The sequence below is a fragment of the Exiguobacterium sp. UBA5002 genome (genome assembly GCF_002396765.1).
Classification (GTDB): domain Bacteria; phylum Bacillota; class Bacilli; order Exiguobacteriales; family Exiguobacteriaceae; genus Exiguobacterium_A.
The window spans coordinates 1-16,625 of record NZ_DGYQ01000011.1 but is presented as its reverse complement, the minus strand read 5'-3'; the positions used below and the strand labels follow the sequence as shown (position 1 = coordinate 16,625).

General features: G+C 48.7%; 18 protein-coding genes and 5 tRNA genes. 2 read left to right on the top strand and 21 right to left on the bottom strand.

What is annotated here, in order from left to right:
* Positions 1–169: 169 nt before the first annotated feature.
* Together B4C70_RS01775 and B4C70_RS01770 are read right to left on the bottom strand one after the other, a co-directional pair.
* On the bottom strand, positions 170–1,024 hold the full coding sequence (locus B4C70_RS01775; RefSeq protein WP_290776639.1) for a PPK2 family polyphosphate kinase: 855 nt from the start codon (positions 1,022–1,024) through the stop codon (positions 170–172).
* A 74-nt stretch (positions 1,025–1,098) separates the two neighbouring features.
* Positions 1,099–1,953 carry an SDR family oxidoreductase gene (locus B4C70_RS01770; RefSeq protein WP_290776636.1) on the bottom strand — a complete coding sequence of 285 codons (855 nt, stop codon included), beginning with the start codon at positions 1,951–1,953 and terminating at the stop codon, positions 1,099–1,101.
* A 122-nt stretch (positions 1,954–2,075) separates the two neighbouring features.
* Between B4C70_RS01770 and B4C70_RS01765 the strand changes: the two genes are divergently transcribed.
* Complete coding sequence (locus B4C70_RS01765) at positions 2,076–2,408, top strand: winged helix-turn-helix transcriptional regulator (RefSeq protein ID WP_023466681.1); 333 nt, start codon at positions 2,076–2,078, stop codon at positions 2,406–2,408.
* A 63-nt stretch (positions 2,409–2,471) separates the two neighbouring features.
* Here the strand turns inward: B4C70_RS01765 and B4C70_RS01760 are convergent, their stop codons facing one another.
* The 4 genes from B4C70_RS01760 to B4C70_RS01745 form a co-directional block, all read right to left on the bottom strand.
* Complete coding sequence (locus B4C70_RS01760) at positions 2,472–3,464, bottom strand: NAD(P)/FAD-dependent oxidoreductase (RefSeq protein ID WP_290776633.1); 993 nt, start codon at positions 3,462–3,464, stop codon at positions 2,472–2,474.
* A 64-nt stretch (positions 3,465–3,528) separates the two neighbouring features.
* The gene (locus B4C70_RS01755) at positions 3,529–4,422 is read right to left on the bottom strand and encodes a phosphotransferase family protein (protein WP_290776630.1); all 894 of its coding nucleotides are present in this window, start codon (positions 4,420–4,422) and stop codon (positions 3,529–3,531) included.
* Complete coding sequence (locus B4C70_RS01750; RefSeq protein ID WP_290776627.1) at positions 4,419–4,901, bottom strand: GNAT family N-acetyltransferase; 483 nt, start codon at positions 4,899–4,901, stop codon at positions 4,419–4,421. Before B4C70_RS01750 ends, B4C70_RS01755 begins: the two co-directional genes overlap by 4 nt.
* A 13-nt stretch (positions 4,902–4,914) precedes the next feature.
* Positions 4,915–5,475 (bottom strand): isochorismatase family protein, encoded by a 561-nt coding sequence (locus B4C70_RS01745; RefSeq protein WP_290776624.1) that lies wholly within the window; start codon positions 5,473–5,475, stop codon positions 4,915–4,917.
* 129 nt (positions 5,476–5,604) lie between these two features.
* On the opposite strand from B4C70_RS01745, the gene B4C70_RS01740 reads away from it, so the two are divergent.
* Positions 5,605–5,778, top strand: a complete 174-nt coding sequence (locus B4C70_RS01740; RefSeq protein WP_023466676.1) for a hypothetical protein — start codon at positions 5,605–5,607, stop codon at positions 5,776–5,778.
* 39 nt (positions 5,779–5,817) lie between these two features.
* On the opposite strand, the gene B4C70_RS01735 is transcribed toward B4C70_RS01740, so the two are convergent.
* The 15 genes from B4C70_RS01735 to B4C70_RS01665 all read right to left on the bottom strand — a co-directional run bounded on the left by B4C70_RS01735 (position 5,818) and on the right by B4C70_RS01665 (position 16,590).
* Positions 5,818–6,417 carry a short chain dehydrogenase gene (locus B4C70_RS01735; protein ID WP_290776620.1) on the bottom strand — a complete coding sequence of 200 codons (600 nt, stop codon included), beginning with the start codon at positions 6,415–6,417 and terminating at the stop codon, positions 5,818–5,820.
* 38 nt (positions 6,418–6,455) lie between these two features.
* Entirely contained in the window at positions 6,456–7,223 is a 768-nt protein-coding gene (locus B4C70_RS01730; protein WP_290776617.1) for an alpha/beta hydrolase, read from the bottom strand.
* Between the two features lie 23 nt (positions 7,224–7,246).
* Positions 7,247–7,813 (bottom strand): hypothetical protein, encoded by a 567-nt coding sequence (locus B4C70_RS01725; protein WP_290776614.1) that lies wholly within the window; start codon positions 7,811–7,813, stop codon positions 7,247–7,249.
* Positions 7,814–7,889: 76 nt separating this feature from the next.
* Positions 7,890–9,686: a glutamine--fructose-6-phosphate transaminase (isomerizing) gene (glmS, locus tag B4C70_RS01720; protein ID WP_290776610.1), complete on the bottom strand. Its 1,797-nt coding sequence runs from the start codon at positions 9,684–9,686 to the stop codon at positions 7,890–7,892.
* Positions 9,687–10,098: 412 nt separating this feature from the next.
* Positions 10,099–11,454 (bottom strand): phosphoglucosamine mutase, encoded by a 1,356-nt coding sequence (gene glmM / locus B4C70_RS01715; RefSeq protein WP_029343107.1) that lies wholly within the window; start codon positions 11,452–11,454, stop codon positions 10,099–10,101.
* 29 nt (positions 11,455–11,483) lie between these two features.
* Positions 11,484–12,770 carry a CdaR family protein gene (locus B4C70_RS01710; RefSeq protein WP_290776606.1) on the bottom strand — a complete coding sequence of 429 codons (1,287 nt, stop codon included), beginning with the start codon at positions 12,768–12,770 and terminating at the stop codon, positions 11,484–11,486.
* Entirely contained in the window at positions 12,770–13,630 is an 861-nt protein-coding gene (cdaA, locus tag B4C70_RS01705; RefSeq protein ID WP_290776603.1) for a diadenylate cyclase CdaA, read from the bottom strand. The genes B4C70_RS01710 and cdaA overlap by 1 nt, the downstream gene beginning before the upstream one ends.
* 79 nt (positions 13,631–13,709) lie before the next feature.
* Positions 13,710–14,330 carry an anti-sigma factor gene (locus B4C70_RS01700; protein ID WP_023466661.1) on the bottom strand — a complete coding sequence of 207 codons (621 nt, stop codon included), beginning with the start codon at positions 14,328–14,330 and terminating at the stop codon, positions 13,710–13,712.
* Between the two features lie 16 nt (positions 14,331–14,346).
* The gene (gene sigW / locus B4C70_RS01695; protein WP_023466660.1) at positions 14,347–14,910 is read right to left on the bottom strand and encodes an RNA polymerase sigma factor SigW; all 564 of its coding nucleotides are present in this window, start codon (positions 14,908–14,910) and stop codon (positions 14,347–14,349) included.
* 125 nt (positions 14,911–15,035) lie between these two features.
* The gene (gene rocF / locus B4C70_RS01690; RefSeq protein WP_290776600.1) at positions 15,036–15,944 is read right to left on the bottom strand and encodes an arginase; all 909 of its coding nucleotides are present in this window, start codon (positions 15,942–15,944) and stop codon (positions 15,036–15,038) included.
* Between the two features lie 211 nt (positions 15,945–16,155).
* A tRNA-Ala gene (locus B4C70_RS01685) sits at positions 16,156–16,231 on the bottom strand.
* A 9-nt stretch (positions 16,232–16,240) separates the two neighbouring features.
* Positions 16,241–16,312, bottom strand: a tRNA-Gly gene (locus tag B4C70_RS01680).
* Between the two features lie 6 nt (positions 16,313–16,318).
* A tRNA-Lys gene (locus B4C70_RS01675) sits at positions 16,319–16,391 on the bottom strand.
* 4 nt (positions 16,392–16,395) lie between these two features.
* Positions 16,396–16,479 (bottom strand) — tRNA-Tyr (locus B4C70_RS01670).
* A gap of 38 nt (positions 16,480–16,517) precedes the next feature.
* A tRNA-Thr gene (locus B4C70_RS01665) sits at positions 16,518–16,590 on the bottom strand.
* Positions 16,591–16,625: the final 35 nt, after the last annotated feature.

The window sequence follows — 16,625 nt, the reverse complement described above, 5'->3', positions numbered from 1 at the left end:
GGGTCTTGTTCGTCTCTGACAACGCACAAATGCGTTTTTCCTGTAGGAGTGGCGTGTGACGCGTCATTCTTTTTATTACGAGATAAGGGGGAACAGATTGATGATCTGTCCCCCCCTTACCTTTGTAGAGACTGACTTTTGAGTCAGCCTCTTGATGTGTTTAAATAGTTCATGCTTCTTCTTCCAATCGTTTAATCGCTTCATCCAGCTGTTCCTGATCCTCTTCCGACAACTTCGGATATTGCGGATCAATTTCCTTCAGGACGTCATTCATGACTTCGGTGACGATATAGCGGGAATACCATTCGTCATCTGCCGGTAAAATATACCATGGTGCATACGATGTCGATGTCGCTGAGACAAGCTCAGCAAAAATCTCATGGTATTCGTCCCAGTGCTTGCGTTCCTCAATGTCATTAAACGAGAATTCGAAGTTTTTCGTTGGATCTTTCAGACGAGTCAACAGCCGTTGCCGTTGCTCCTCCTTTGAGACATGAAACAAAAACTTGACGACCCGGAAGCCGTTCTCGACGAGATAGCGTTCAAAGTCATTGATTTGACGGTAGCGCATCTGCCACACATCTCCGTCATCCGGCTTTTCTTCCTCCTCGAGCAAATCATGGATTCGTGGTGCAATGACTTCCTCATAATAGGAGCGATTTAAGATGCCGACTCCCCCTTTTTCCGGTAGTCCTTCGTGGATTCGCCATAGGTAGTCATGTTTTTGCTCCGTATCCGACGGTTTTTTGACGGAAATCGTTCGGAGTCCTTGTGCGTTCAAGTTAGAAAAGATATAGCTGATCGCCTCATCCTTCCCTGCTGCATCAATCGCTTGCAGGATGACGAGGACGCCATTTTTCTCTTCGGCATGCAAACGCCAATGTAACTCTTGTAACGTCTCAACACTTTTTGGAATCCGTTTCTCTCGCAATTCTGCTTCCGAAATTTTATGTTCTTCTGATGTCGGGTAATTCGAAAACGAGACTTGCTCGCCTTCCTTAACACGATAGGATGACAGTTTCATGGTAGGACTCCTCCTTTAATTGCTTCTAAAGGGGGTTTACCCAACTCACTCACCCTGAAAACGTTCAGATGAACTTATTTTTTCAAAAGAAGGCGAACTCCCTCTTCAAGTGTCGTCACGGGACGACCAAGTAATGCTTCAAAATCAGTACTTTCTACTGCCAGAGTCCCTGCTGCGATATCTGCCTGGATACCAGTCAGCATTGGAATCAAGAAGTCAGGTAAGCCAGCTGCTTGCATCCGCTCACCATATGTCGCTTCATCCACTTCATCTAAAGCGACCGATCGGTTAAGCACTTGTCCGACTGCAGTCGCGAGTTCTGCTTGTGTATGCAACGGACCCGATAGTTCATAGATGGGGTTTGGATGCTCAAGCGTCAGTCCCGTCGCAATGGCTAGCGCATACTCATCTTGTAACGCCCATCCGACTTTCCCTTCGCCTGCTGCCGTTAACCAGTCTGCGCCTTGCGCGACGGCGTCAATCGTTCCGAGTTCATTTTCGAGATACCAGTTGTTACGGAAAAAGACATACGGGATACCTGTCGCTTGAATCGATTCCTCTGTGACACGATGCGTTCGAGCAAGTCCGTTCGTACTGTGTGCCGCATTGGCGATACTCGTATAGCCGATCAGCTTGACGCCTGCCGCTTGTGCTGCCGTGACAGCGGCTTGATGTTGCCGGATCCGTGTTGCTTCTTCACCGTCCGTCGAGATGATCAGCAGACGATCGATGTCTTGAAACGCGTGTCCGAGTGTTTCCGGCTGATCAAAATCACCATGCCGGACATCGATTCCTTGTGCTGCAAGCTCTGTTGCTTTTTCAACGTCGCGGACACTAACCGCTACATGTTCGTTGCCGACTTGTTCACTGAGGTGCTGCACGATCCGCGCGCCTAATTTTCCGGTTGCTCCTGTAATTAACCATTTCATGATGAAACCACTCCTTTGAAGTTTGATGTTGTTCTTCATGATACGCCAGGTGATACACTAAAAAAAGTAGGCACTTATCTGAAACTAGGTCCCTCAAAACGAACCAATGGGAGAGGATGAACGTGGCTGTATTCGATTCAACAACTAATCAACGGACGGCTTGTCCAGTCACTCGGGTCCAACAGATGGTCGCTGGCAAATGGAAGATCATCTTGCTGTGGCACCTGACACACGGGACACATCGTTTTCATGAACTGCAACAATTAACAGGTATCTCTAAGGGAACATTGACACGTCAGCTACGTGAGCTTGAAGCGGATGGGTTGATTCAACGGCACGTCTTTGGCGAAGTTCCCCCTCGTGTTGAATATTCTCTAACGGATGCCGGACATAGTTTTTTACCGATTCTTGACCAAATGGCAGCTTGGAGTGAGCAACACTTCCAGGGTGAATGATCGTGAGTAACAAAAAAACATGCGCTTCTTCTCGATTCAGAAAAGAAATGCATGTTGTCGTTCTCATTCCGTTGCTGTCACCGTCTGACGTAAGTGGGTGTCGATCGCTTCTGCGACGCGTAATCCGGAGATGACAGCACTCTCGACGCGCGTCCGCCCTGATGCATCATCGGCTTCAAGGAACGCATCACCAGCAAGCCAAAGTGGATGTGACGACAGTTTCAAATGCGGTGTCCGGTAAACTGCGCGTGCCTGAGCGTAACGCCAACGCTTGAGCTGGCGGGAGATAATCGTCACTGGTCCGAGTTGCTGTTGTAACAGATGCTCGACTTCCGCGAGTGTCTCTTCTTCTGGGCGCTCGTACCAGTCTTCACTGAAGCGAGCTGTCATATAGACGCTCAGGAGTGTCGTCTTCGAAATCTGTTTCTCGGCATTATTGACGAGCTTTAACATCCCATCGACGAGTTGTTCGTCTTGTAAGCCAACTTCCCCGATCGTCAGTCGCTCTTCGATTTCAAACAGACCCACGAATGTCGGCTCGAACGTCACTTGGCGTAACTGCTCATGATCGTCCTCTCCGAGCGCCAGATCAGAAGCCTGCAACAGTTCATATGCTTGCGGTACAGGCGCCGTCACAAGTAACGCATCATACGCACCTTGATGATCCGTCGCTTGTGTGACGAGTTCGTCCTCCATTGCCGTAATATGCGTGACCTGTTCATTCAACTGGATGGGAATCCCTCGACCAATCGCTTGTACGAGTTGATTCATGCCGTCCGTCGCGACATAGCGTGGAAAATCCGTTCCGAACCATTTACGAACCCACCCTTTCTCAAGCCAGTCGTCGACTTCGCGTCCTAACTCTTCCGTCCGAACCGTGAAGAAGACGGCACCATGATCCGCTGTTCCTTCATCAATCCGACGAGTCGCCATTCGCCCCCCGACGCTCTGGCTTTTTTCGATGATTTCAACAGCATGTCCTGCTGCCTGCAATTGACGTGCCGCAAAAATTCCGGCGAGTCCACCACCGATGATTCCGATTCGTTTCCCTGTCATCTCGCTTCCCCCTCATATTCCTCATTTCTCTAAGTATAGAGGTTTCTTCCAAGACATGGGTGAATCAATACCCGTCCGATATGCTCGTCATCTGTAATTCCTGCTCGATGAGCATGATGTTCTCCTCAAAGAACACCCGGTGCTCTTCTAGTCCACGTTTGATGCACCAGCCGACGGCCGTGAGTGCTTCCCACAAACGATAGTATGCTAGATACGTCTCAATCAGCACGTCTGGGTGTAATGTCGCGTATCCTTCTTGAAATGCCGTGACGTAAATGGAACCGAACGTATTGAGATTACGGACGATCTTCGTGAAGTCCATCTCGACGGCCCCGTAGCGGGTCGTCTCGAAATCGATCACCCCTGTGACTTGATCACCTACCGTCAGTAAATTTGCTAGGCGGAAGTCACAATGTGTGGCAACGGGACGTGAAGGCTCCGGTAACGACTGTTCTCGTCTGACTAACTCTGTTTGGATGTTCTCTAAAAAACTGGGATCGAGTTCGGTCGTGATGAACGGCATGAATCCATCGAGTTTTTCATTCCGGAAGCGTCGCCAGTCCTGAACCGGATAGGCATAAAATCCATCTTCCGTATACTCGCCGTAATCTTCTCCTGTACACGTATGCAGCATTGCGAGCGTTCGACCAATTTCGTACGCCAATTTTTTATTCATCGTGATCGGTGCCTGTCCCGCTAAGGCAGCAAGTACGAACGCCCCGGTCGTCTGCCCGGGAGCTGCTTCAACTAAGATGTGCGGCACGGGTACAAATTCTTCTAGTGCATGAATCCAGCCACGTTCCCGGTACCACTTTTCAGCCGTATACGGGCGCTTCAAGAAGACGACCTGACCATCCGTTAGGACGAGACGATCGACTTCAGAACTATACGATTCGTCGACAGTCGCGCATGCTGCGACGTCGAGTTGAAAATGTTCAATCCATTCGTCTCGCGTCATTCCGTCGTTCCCACTATTTTCTGTAGCGTTTCACCTGGTAGACCGTCAATCGGTCCAACATAGGTCGATTCAAAACCTAATCCGATCAAAATACGGCGCGACGCTTCATGTGCTGGATCAATCGTCGCCGTGACGACCTGTAGCTCTTCTTCTGTCGCTAACTGTAAGAGACGCTCTGCAATGGCTGTGCCGTATCCGCGTCCCCACTGATCGGGTAGTAGCATGTAACCGAGCTCTGCTTCGAACGGTTGCGTTTGACTCCGGGTCATGTGCCCGATTCCAATCCATGTCTCTTCGGTATAAATCAGATACGATCCGAGTCGGTCGTGCTGCTGTTGTTCAAGGATTCGCTCAAAGCGTTGTTTCGTTTCCGTATCTGTTAATGCCTGTTCCGTGATGTAACGCATGACACGTTCATCTTGGACGAGCGTCGCGTAGCGATCGTAGTCAGACGCTGTCATTTTTCGTAATTCAATCATCTTATTCTCCTCTTCATGTCCGGTAGTCCTTGTGGGTTGGGGTGAAGACATCTTCCGTCGACGGACGAACAATCGCAAAATGTTCGACGTTATAATGACCATGCAAGACTTGATTGTGGTGGGCGATCATTTGCTCCGGCGTCAGGACATCGGACCCGTTCGTCGTATGCCCGTCGGCAACGAGTGTGACATCAAAACCATGTACTGTCGCACTGCGTACCGCAGTATCGATGCAGTGTTCCGTCTTACAACCTAAGACGATTAGATGTTCAATTGATGCTTGGCGTAGATGATCGAGCAATGGGGTACCATGAAACGCATTCGTCGCCGCTTTATCGAACGTGACACTGGACGTTGGAACGGGAATCGAGTCATGGACTGCAAACCCAGGTCCTGTTCCGCCAGCGACGTCCAAATCCCGAATGAAAACGACCGGAACGTTTCGTTCGTCTGCTTCAAGTACGACCGCTTCGATGACATGCGCGACTTGCTCTTTTAAGTATACCGGACGTTCTTCCGTGTTCCCGTCGACGAGTTCCTGTTGAAAATCAATCACTAGGACTGCTTGTTTCATCGTCATGTTCCTCCTTGTAAAATCGACTGTTTGTTTCCTTCCCGTTCATCTGAATGATTTCCTGCTCCTGACAGACACGAAACTTTTTAGCTGTTGGATTCGTTAAGAAGAAGGAAAGGATGTGTCTGGATGATTTGGTTTGGCGTCATCTTCTTATGTGTGCTTCTCGTCAATCTGACACTGGAGAAGCTGATCATGAACCGGACGATGACAGGTCGCTGGTTCGTCCGCAACTTACTCATTTGTCTCGGGATCACTCTCTTATTATTCGGGATCGAACGTTATGTCCTATCCGGTCTGTAAAAAAAGCAGATAGCGATTTTTCGCTACCTGCTTTTTTAGTTAATAGACTTCGTAATTTTGCCCTGTCTGTACCCCTTCGACACTCTTTTCGAACGCCGTCGCGACACGTGACGCCGGAACGGCTTCAAAACCACGGAAGAAGGGTCCGTACTTTTCAAGCGACTCGATCAGTACGTTCGGACTGACACTGTTGATCCGAATACCTCGTGGCATCTCGATCGCTGCTGCGTGAACGAACGCTTTGACCCCACCGTTCGCAAGCGCAGCGGATGCGCCTTGGCGAATCGGATCGTCCATCATGATGCCGGTCGTCAGCGTAAAGCTTCCCCCGTCTCGTACTGACTCTAAACCAAGCAAGACAAGATTGACCTGACCTTTTAGTTTACTGTCGATTCCGATTTGATTAAGCTCCGGTGTTAAGTCCGTCAATGGACCGAAATGAGCACCACCTGTGGCACTGATGACGGCATCAACAGAACCGACTGTTTCATACATCGCCCGAATACTTTCCTCTGATGTGATGTCGACTTGTACATCCGCTCCGCTTCGTCCGGCACGAATGATGTCATGACGCTCACTCAACCGTTCGACGACTGCCTGCCCAATCGTTCCGCTTGCTCCTACTACTAAAATTCGCATGATCCCTTCCCCTTTCACGTATCGCTTACCTATTTAGCCTACTGCACAGCAGATGATGGTTTCAAGGATTCTACCGGATGCGTCTTCAAGAAGATGAGGATTTCTTCGAACAAACGTTGTTTATCCCGATCGAGTGTCAGTAGATGTTTACTGTTCGGAAGAAGGACCTTTTTCTGATCTCGGCTCGGCACTGTCTTTTCGATTCGCTCGAGACTTGCATGATATACGGCATCATCTAATGCGCCAAGGAATAGAGCGATGGGCTGTGTGATCTTCGGCAAGACGACTCTTGTGTCGAGGATGAACTGTTGCAGTGCTCGTAAGTCTTTTTCTGGGCGTGGAAAATGACGGTCGACAAAGTCTGCGATCCACTCCGGCGAACGATCGTCAAATTGAAAATACCGTTCCGTATAACGAAGGACGCGGTGCTCGAGTCCGGCAATCGTCCGCTCAAGAATCGGCGTCGAGAGTATGATGAGTCCGGCACATCCTGACTGTTCTGCCAGTCGAAGAGCCATCACCCCACCGAGTGATTGCCCAATCAAAAAGAAGTCTTTGTGCCCTTGCTCATGTAAAAAGGCGCATCCGTCTTGCGCGGACTGCCAGACGTCTTCGATCGTCGTCGCAAACAAGCGCTCCGGCGATTCCCCGTGCCCAGCATAATTAGGCGCGTAACAGGTATAGCCGGCTGCATGTAAAAAACGAGCTAGTCCCCGCATCTCGTTCGCACTCCCGGTAAAGCTATGTAACAGCAAAACAGCAGGTCCGGGTCCTTCTAAGTACAGATCCTTTGATTTTGTGATCATGCGCGCATCTCCTTTTTATCTCTTCACACTTCCTCCACCGAAGTATTCTCCCGTAACGATTTTATAATCTGAAAGCCAGGGTAGTTCGCTTCAGATCGTCGTTCGCTATTTGAGCGGTAATAAGCATTCCAGTAACTGATCATCCGGTCTTCGATCCGCTTCATGTATGCCGGATCATTGGAGACGAATCGCCGCTTCACTTCCAGATCCCATTGCTCGATCACAGGTACGATGATATCAACGATTTCACAGACGTATTCACTAGCAAGTTCAAGAATATAGATGAGTATCCATTCATCTTGTTGATTTGTTTTGAGTAACTGACGGAGATAACGTTCACGGATGTGACCATCATGGTGACGGGTGTAAAGGCAAAATAACATCGTTTTTTGAGTCGACGTCAGTTGTTTAATCCGCTCCGAGTCAACCTCTGGTACATATAAGCGAGTCGGAATCTGTATCTGGTCGTGCTCTGTATTTACTTCGATCGCCCCGGGTGATAAACGCGTCCAAGCAAACGGTAGACACGCTTGGACGATTCGGACGTCCTGTTTATATCGTTTAGGAAATGCGGTAATCCAGCGATTCATCTTATTATCCCCCCTATATAAAAAACTCCAAACGGCAGACACTTTCGTGCCTATCGTTTGGAGTCGATTTATTTTCTTATTCAACCGTTACTGACTTCGCCAAGTTACGTGGCTTATCGACGTCACAGTCGCGACCGAGTGCCGCGTAGTATGAAATCAATTGAAGTGGCAAGACAGACAAGAGCGGTGACAAGAGTGGCTCGACTGCTGGGATGACGAATGCATCCGTCGGCAATTCAAGACCTTCTGCTGCGATGACACACGCGTTTGCACCACGTGCGACGACTTCCTTGACGTTCCCACGGTTGTTGAGGTGAACATGTGGTTGTGTCACGAGCGCGATGACCGGTGTGTTGTCTTCGATCAAAGCGATCGGACCGTGCTTGAGCTCTCCACCCGCGTATCCTTCTGCTTGGATATACGAGATCTCTTTGAGTTTCAATGCACCTTCCATCCCGACGTATGCATCTTGTCCACGACCGATGAAGAACGCGTTACGTGACTCAGACAAGTATTCTGTCGCGATTTCTTGGAAACGATCCTTTTGAGACATGACCGATTCCATCGCACTTGAGATTTTACCGAGTTCCTTCATGAGATCGAAGTTGACGGCAACTCCTTTTGCTTGAGCAAGGTCAAACGCAAGGACAGCAAGGACAGCGATTTGAGCTGTATACGCTTTTGTTGAAGCAACGGCGATTTCTGGACCCGCGTGGAGCAACAATGTTGCGTTCGCTTCACGTGACAATGTTGATCCTGGAACGTTCGTGATCGTCAGTGCCGGGTGACCAAGTTTCTTCGCTTCGACGAGAACGGCACGGCTATCCGCTGTTTCACCTGATTGTGAAAGGAAGAGGAAGAGCGGTTTCTCTGTCAATAATGGCATGTTGTATCCGAACTCAGAAGAGATGTGCACTTCTGTCGGGATGCCTGCGATTTGTTCGATCAACTGTTTCCCGATCAAACCAGCATGGTAGCTTGTTCCGCAACCAATGATATAGACACGGTCACGACCGAGTACGAGATCACGGACCGATTGGTCGAGTGTGATGTCGCCTGCTTCGTTTTGATATTTTTGAACGATGTTACGAATGACCGCTGGTTGCTCATCCATCTCTTTGAGCATGTAGTGCGCGTACGTTCCTTTTTCGATGTCTGATGCATCGATTTCAGCCGTGTATGCTTCACGCTCTTGAACGTTCCCATCGAGATCTTGGATCGTGACGCTATCACGCGTCAAGATGATCATCTCGCCATCATGCAACTCGATGAATTGATCCGTTACTTGTAACATTGCCATTGCGTCTGATGCGACGACGTTGAACGTACCATCACCGAGACCAACGAGAAGTGGTGATTTGTTTTTTGCGACGTATAAGACGTCTGGATTTTCAGCATCGATCAATGCGAGGGCATACGAACCGTGCAAGACACGGAGTGTTTGACGGAATGCTTCCGCGACGTCACCTGTCTCGTTGAAGTTCTTTTCGATCATCTGAACGATGACTTCTGTATCCGTGTCGCTGAGGAGATCGACATTCAATTCTGCTTTCAACTGCTCATCGTTCTCGATGACACCGTTGTGCACGAGTGTGAAACGTGTTGACGCACTTTGGTGCGGGTGCGCGTTTGGTACGCTTGGGACACCGTGTGTCGCCCAGCGTGTGTGTCCGATTCCGACTGTGCCGTCTGCATCTGCAGGAACGACTTCGCGTAGCGCAGCAATCCGGCCTACTTCTTTGTAGACTTGGACGCCGTCGTTGACGAACGCAAGACCTGCCGAGTCATAGCCGCGGTACTCGAGCTTCTCGAGACCTTTTAATAAAATTTCCTTCGTGTTGACCTGTCCGATCATACCTACGATTCCGCACATGTTACATCTCTCCATTTACAAGTATTTCCCTAAAGAGGAAACGGCTCTTGTTGAGAGGATCCCGATCGGTCTGTTTGTCCGTCCAATCACTTGAACGATTTCAGAACGATTTACGGTATGGATCTGGTACCGGGAGGCATCCGCCGAATGATTCGATAAACCTCCACCTCGTCAGCTTTCATCCTATGAAGAAAGCCCTGGCGCTTCTTGTTTCCGTCTGACCCCGTTTCTGTCCGACTTCACCATCATACGAACTTTAATGTGAAAAAGCAAGAAAGGTAACGTATTTGTAACTATTCCCGATATTTTTCTAATCAATACGTATAATCCCTATATTTTGTAAAAATCTCAATCTGTTTTTCTAAAATAATTGTAAAAAAAGAAGCAGAGCAATCGCTCTGCTTCGGGCTACTTAGTTTTCTTGTAACGCGTAGTTCTCACGAACGACGTTCGCGATCCGTTCGACGTATGCATCACATGCTTCTTGTGTCGGAGCTTCTGCCATGACACGAACGAGTGGTTCTGTTCCTGACGCACGAACGAGGATCCGTCCGTTCCCCGCCATCTCTGCTTCGACTTCAGCAATGATCGCTTGCACGGCAGGACCGCTCATTGCGCCATTTTTGTCTGAAACACGGATGTTTACGAGACGTTGTGGGAAGATCGGCATCTCAGCTGCAAGTTCCGATAACTTCTTCCCTGTCGCTTTCATGATTTGCAACAACTGGACGCCTGATAACATGCCGTCCCCTGTCGTTGAGTAATCCATGAAGATGATATGACCCGACTGTTCGCCACCGAGTGTATAGTCGTTCTTACGCATCTCTTCGACGACATAACGGTCACCGACTGCTGTCTGAAGCGCCGTCATTCCGTTTTCTTCGACGGTTTTATGGAAACCGAGGTTACTCATGACCGTCGCGACGATCGTGTTGTCTTTTAGACGACCGAGTTCGTTCAAGTATTTCCCGCAGATGAACATGATTTTATCGCCATCGACGATATCGCCGTTCTCATCGACTGCAATCAAGCGGTCGCCGTCTCCATCAAACGATAAACCAACATCTGCGCCTTTTTCCTTAACGAAGGCAGCAAGATGTTCAGGGTGTGTCGAACCAACACCATCATTGATGTTGAGTCCGTTCGGAGTTGTACCGATCGTCGATACTTCCGCTTCCAAGTCACCGAATAGACGTGGTGCGAGGCTTGACGTCGCCCCGTGTGCGCCGTCGATCGCGACATGGATGCCTGAGAAATCTTCATCCGATGTCTGACGAAGCATGTGGAGATATTTCTGAGCCCCTTCATAGTAATCATGAACGAAGCCGAGTTCTTTTCCGGCTGGACGTGGCAATGTATCTTCTGCTTCGTCGAGCAATGCTTCAATTTCAAGTTCTGTTGCGTCATCGAGCTTAAAGCCGTCTGAACCGAAGAACTTGATCCCGTTATCTTCAACTGGATTGTGCGATGCAGAGATCATGACTCCGGCTGTCGCATCCATCGTTTTTGTCAGGTACGCGACACCTGGTGTCGAGATGACACCAAGACGCATGACTTCTGCACCGATTGATAACAGACCCGCGATGAGTGCATTCTCAAGCATTTGACCAGATACACGTGTATCGCGTCCAATCAAGACTTTTGGTCGTGTGCTTTCGTGTTTCGTCAACACGTAACCACCTGTTCGACCGAGGCGATACGCAAGTTCCGGTGTCAATTCTACGTTTGCGACGCCGCGTACGCCGTCAGTTCCAAAATACTTACCCATGTGTTATTTCCTCATTTCACTAATTTGTTTTAATTGGTCGGAATCGATGTCAGGGGAATCGCTTTTAATGTGACATCCATATTATCCGGACGCAGGACATCAAAGGCTTTTGATGTCTGATACGAGATCGGCAATCCATGCGTTCCTTCTTTTAATCCTGTCACGTCGATGACCGCTTTGATATCCGTCGCATCAATCGATGCTAAATCAGATTCTTTCCCACGGACGACGACATCAATCGTTTGATTATAATCAATCGTATACTTTGATTCATCGAATCCATTCAACGTGACCGTCACACCCGGAATCGTTTTCTCCGCTCGATCCTCGACGGTTTCTGTCGTCGAATTGGCATTTTCTTTTTCGACGACGATATTGACGGTGACCTGTGTCGGATCCATCGCCGTCGCGTTTTCCGGTTCGACGAGTTTGACGGTTTTTTCCGTCGTCTTCGTCAATCCTTTGAGCGAGACCGCTTCCGTATCGACGGAACCGATGCGCTCTAATTCCTCTTTTGTTCCATATAGACGAGCTTCCGTCGTGACAGGAACAATCTTGACGACGGTATACCCCTTTTTGACGTTGTCTTTTGTCTTCACATTAATCGGTACCGTCTTACTTTCCTTATAGATCGGTACTGTGATTTCTAATTGTTCCGGTTGATAAGATGCATTGATCGTATTCCCGTTCGTATCAGTCGCTTTAGCATTGAACGTCTCTTTGAACGTCTCTGCCCGATCGGTCACATCGATCGGTACTTGGATCGCTGAAATCGCCTGTAACTTCTCTGCGCCTCCCGTGACTTCAACAGTTTGTTGGTTCGGCTGCGCTTCCCCAGCGACATATCCTTCAGCGATTTTATTTTTATTGAGTAAGGCGACTTGTACCGGTACTTCCTTTGTAATCTTCTTATCGAGGAAAACTTCGATCGTCTCCTGTTTTGGTGTCACCTCGACATCTTTTCCGAAGCCAGTTGCTGTGACACGGACACGATGATAGCCAGGGTCGAGTCCTTTCAAATCAATCGATAATCCAAAATCTTGGACGAGCCGGAGCATCGTCAAGCTACTCGACGGACCTTTGACGGTCACTTCCATACTATCTGGAATATTATAGGCGACCCACTGCGATTCATCATACTGGACCGTGACCGGCACGTCAAATTTCGTCGAACCTTGTCCTGCGATCGGTAATAGACTAGCAGCATCACTTTTTCCCGTCGTATTCGAACCTGCGACCATCAAATACAACATGACGGCTAAGGCGACGGCAACGATGCGTAAAAACCAGCGTTCATTGAACCACTTTTCGAACATTATTTTTTCGCCCCCATCCAGTTCAAGAAGGAAGTATTCGTCGGTTCGGCCTTGACGATCGACTCAAGTAACTTTGTCCGTAATGATTCTTCGTCGAGTTCCCGGTACAGACGTCCATTGATAGCGAGTGAGACACCACCCGTTTCTTCCGAGACGACGAGCGTGACGCTATCCGTCACCTCACTGACACCGATGGCAGCACGGTGACGTGTTCCAAGCTCTTTTGAGATATGTGCACTCTCAGACAGCGGTAAGTAACAAGCGGCTGCTGCTAACTTGCCTTGCTGGACGATGACGGCACCATCATGTAAGGGTGTATTCGGAATGAACAAGTTGATCAGCAACTGACTCGTGATTTGTGAACCGAGCGGAATGCCCGTCTCCACGTATTCACTTAGTCCTGTCTCGCGTTCAATCGTCACGAGTGCTCCGATACGACGTTTTGACATGTACTGGGCAGACGATACGAGTGCATCGACGATTCGAACTTGTTCATCTTCATCACTGATGGCACTACGTGAGAAGAATTTACTCGTTCGTCCTAAGTGTTCCAGTCCACGCCTTAGTTCGGGTTGGAAGATGATGATAATCCCCAGTAACCCGTAGGTGATGATTTGATTCAATAAGAATTGCAATGTTTTGAGTCCAAAAAAGCCACTCAAGAACCAACTGATCAAAATGACCGAGATCCCTTTAATGAGCTGGACTGCTTTTGTTCCTTTGACAATGATCATGAGACGGTAAATGACGAAAGTCACGACCGCAATATCAATCACGTCATTAATATAATCGTACCAATGTACGTTTTCTCCCAGTTTCAACAATTGAAATTGAAGTGGTTGCCAGCTGAAGTAATTCACCAACCGTGCCCCCTAACTCATCTGATTTAAACAGTTTCCATTATAGCACAAAGGGACGAGTTCGACTCGTCCCAGCTGATTATTGAAATAGACGCTTGATTCCGTACCAAACGCGTTCGAATAATTGATCAATTTCCTTGATTTCTCCGGTCACGCTACCAGCACTCGCCGTGTAAGCTTTCCCGTCAACGGTCATGACATCGCCATTGACTTTCCCTTCGATTCGGACGTTCCCACCTTCGACATATAGATCTTGATCGACCGTGACGCCTTTCGGGACGACGACCTCGCCATTTTGAGCGACGATACCTGGTGCATTCGTATAGGATAAGTCATGTTCTTCTTGTGCCATATAACCACCTAGGCTACCGACCGACAAGAGTAAGAAAACAGCCGCTGCCGCGAGCAATGGGTACTGCTTCATCTTACCTCCAAAACGAGACGGTTGCGGTTGGTGTAGCAAAGCAGCGCTTGGCGTCTCCACCTGTTCAGGCAATTGTGCCAGCACGCGGGATGTAAAATCTGCCGATAATTTAGGCGCTGGAAGTTGACGCAGTCGAGCATCAAGGAGCCGATACTCTTCGAACTCGTCCATCGCGTCTACTTCTCGTAACTCTGCTTCTAATCGCTCGAATTCCTCAGGTGGTTGGTTTTGGTCTAAATAATCCTGGATCCGTTCATGTACATGCTCTCGTGACATGGTGAGTTCCTCCTTCTCATCGTTTAGCAAAATGCTTCTTCAGCGCTTCTCGTCCACGATGAATTCTAGTTTTGACAGTAGCGACAGGTAATTCGATCATTTCACTGATTTCCTTTAGCGAAAGATCTTCTACATATTTCAGGACGAGTGGGACACGGTATTTTTCTGGTAAAGCTGCAATCGCGTCCCCAACTTCGTTTCGTTGCTCGTTATCGACCACTTGGTCCTCCGGCAAGGTGTCCTTGCTCTCGAGTTGTGAATACAATGTCAGTCCTTCAGTACCTGACATCTCAGCATCAAGAGAATAGTCAGGTTTCTTTTTCCGTAATCGGTCAATCGATACGTTCGTGACGATTCGGTACAACCAAGTCCGGAACTTCCATTGTGCATTATACGAATCAATCTTCGTAAATACACGGATGAAGGCTTCCTGTGTCGCATCCTCCGCTTCCATTCGATCGCGCAAGACGCGGAAAGCCACAAGAAAGGCACCTTCCTTATATAGATCAACAAGTGCCGCGAATGCATCACGGTCTCCCTGCTTCACTCGCTCAATTAAGCGTAGTGTCGTTTCTTCCACTTTGAATACCCCCCGCTCTATGCGGTCAATCTCTTATACGAAGTCGACCGATAAATGTTTCATCTCCTTTTAAATTGTAACAAAAAAAACTTGAACCCCGATGAAAAGAGTTCAAGTTCTATCCATTATTTTACTAAGCGATGTGTTTCCATTGCCAAAAGTAGATCTCCGATCAGTTCATTCGCAAGTTCTGCTGTTCCGTTTCCTTCTTCAAGCAACGGATTCACTTCAACGAATTCAGCTGCAATGAAATCTTCTGCCGTTGCGCAATGCTTGAGCACTGTCTTCGCATCGTCTAAGAAAATACCGTCAGCGACACGTGTTCCTGTACCGACGACGAGTGATGGATCGAGACCATCCATATCAAAGCTAAGATAGAACGCATCCGTCGTTTCCTTCAAATAGGCAATCGCTTCTTCCATGATCGCGTCCATTCCCCGAGTTCGGATTGCTTCCATATCATAGACACGAATACCAAGACGATCAATCAGCTCTTGTTCTCCTGGATCAACGTCACGTAATCCGATGAAGACGAGATGTTCCGGTTGCAACTTGATATCGGTTCCTCCGACTTCGGTTAAACGCTGATGTCCTTCCCCAAGGGCTACAGCGAGCGGCATACCGTGGATGTTACCAGACGGTGATGTTTCCGGTGTATTCAAATCACCGTGTGCATCGAACCAGATGACTCCAAGACGTGGTACAGTCTGACGTAACCCTGCAATCGTTCCGATCGCCATGCTGTGATCACCACCGACTAATAACGGAAAACGTTGCTCCGATAACGCATCATGTACAATTAGATGCAAGTCATTCGTCGTATGGACGACGCCTTCAAGACGTTTCAGCTTCGGATCTTCTTCTCGGGCCGCATCCTCGGATAAAACAGCCGCTTCCCCGTAGCGTACTGCTTCTTGTCCCCGTGCTTCGAGTGTCGCGAGTAGACCCGCTTTTTCGACAGCAGCAGGTCCGTGTTCAGTGCCTGGCTTTCCTTGTCCATAACGGTACGGTACGCTGATATACGCGATGTTCATACGATATTCCCCCTATGTCATAGTCACTTCTACATATATTGTAAGCGGTAACAAACAAGTGGTTCAACTCAACAAAAAAACGCATGAATATACAAAAAAACACCGTGAAGGGAATCACGGTGTTCTTGCGTACGTACTCTGGTTATGCTTGGCATTTCATATAAAAAAAACTTAAGACGAACGAAACTCGCTTAAGATCTTTAAATAAAATTGGTGGAGCCTAGCGGGATCGAACCGCTGACCTCCTGCGTGCAAGGCAGGCGCTCTCCCAGCTGAGCTAAGGCCCCGAAAGAAAAAGCGGAAGACGGGATTCGAACCCGCGACCCCGACCTTGGCAAGGTCGTATTCTACCACTGAACTACTTCCGCAAGAAATGAGCCATGCAGGATTCGAACCTGCGACCCTCTGATTAAAAGTCAGATGCTCTACCAACTGAGCTAATGGCTCGACATGGTGGGGGGGGGCGGATTCGAACCGCCGAACCCGAGGGAGCGGATTTACAGTCCGCCGCGTTTAGCCACTTCGCTACCCCCCCAGTTTGTCTAGGAAACTTATACGATTGAGAAAAAACAGTGCCGGCAACAGGAGTCGAACCCGCGACCTACTGATTACAAGTCAGTTGCTCTACCAATTGAGCTAAGTCGGCTAAATGGTGGAGGATGACGGGATCGAACCGCCGAC

Coding starts and splice junctions, on each gene's coding strand:
- B4C70_RS01775 (WP_290776639.1), bottom strand. CDS start 1,024: ATGAAACTGTCATCCTATCGTGTTAAGGAAGGCGAGCAAGTCTCGTTT.
- B4C70_RS01770 (WP_290776636.1), bottom strand. CDS start 1,953: ATGAAATGGTTAATTACAGGAGCAACCGGAAAATTAGGCGCGCGGATC.
- B4C70_RS01760 (WP_290776633.1), bottom strand. CDS start 3,464: ATGACAGGGAAACGAATCGGAATCATCGGTGGTGGACTCGCCGGAATT.
- B4C70_RS01755 (WP_290776630.1), bottom strand. CDS start 4,422: ATGACGCGAGACGAATGGATTGAACATTTTCAACTCGACGTCGCAGCA.
- B4C70_RS01750 (WP_290776627.1), bottom strand. CDS start 4,901: ATGATTGAATTACGAAAAATGACAGCGTCTGACTACGATCGCTACGCG.
- B4C70_RS01745 (WP_290776624.1), bottom strand. CDS start 5,475: ATGAAACAAGCAGTCCTAGTGATTGATTTTCAACAGGAACTCGTCGAC.
- B4C70_RS01740 (WP_023466676.1), top strand. CDS start 5,605: ATGATTTGGTTTGGCGTCATCTTCTTATGTGTGCTTCTCGTCAATCTG.
- B4C70_RS01735 (WP_290776620.1), bottom strand. CDS start 6,417: ATGCGAATTTTAGTAGTAGGAGCAAGCGGAACGATTGGGCAGGCAGTC.
- B4C70_RS01730 (WP_290776617.1), bottom strand. CDS start 7,223: ATGATCACAAAATCAAAGGATCTGTACTTAGAAGGACCCGGACCTGCT.
- B4C70_RS01725 (WP_290776614.1), bottom strand. CDS start 7,813: ATGAATCGCTGGATTACCGCATTTCCTAAACGATATAAACAGGACGTC.
- glmS (WP_290776610.1), bottom strand. CDS start 9,686: ATGTGCGGAATCGTAGGTATGATCGGACAGGTCAACACGAAGGAAATT.
- glmM (WP_029343107.1), bottom strand. CDS start 11,454: ATGGGTAAGTATTTTGGAACTGACGGCGTACGCGGCGTCGCAAACGTA.
- B4C70_RS01710 (WP_290776606.1), bottom strand. CDS start 12,770: ATGTTCGAAAAGTGGTTCAATGAACGCTGGTTTTTACGCATCGTTGCC.
- B4C70_RS01700 (WP_023466661.1), bottom strand. CDS start 14,330: ATGTCACGAGAGCATGTACATGAACGGATCCAGGATTATTTAGACCAA.
- rocF (WP_290776600.1), bottom strand. CDS start 15,944: ATGAACATCGCGTATATCAGCGTACCGTACCGTTATGGACAAGGAAAG.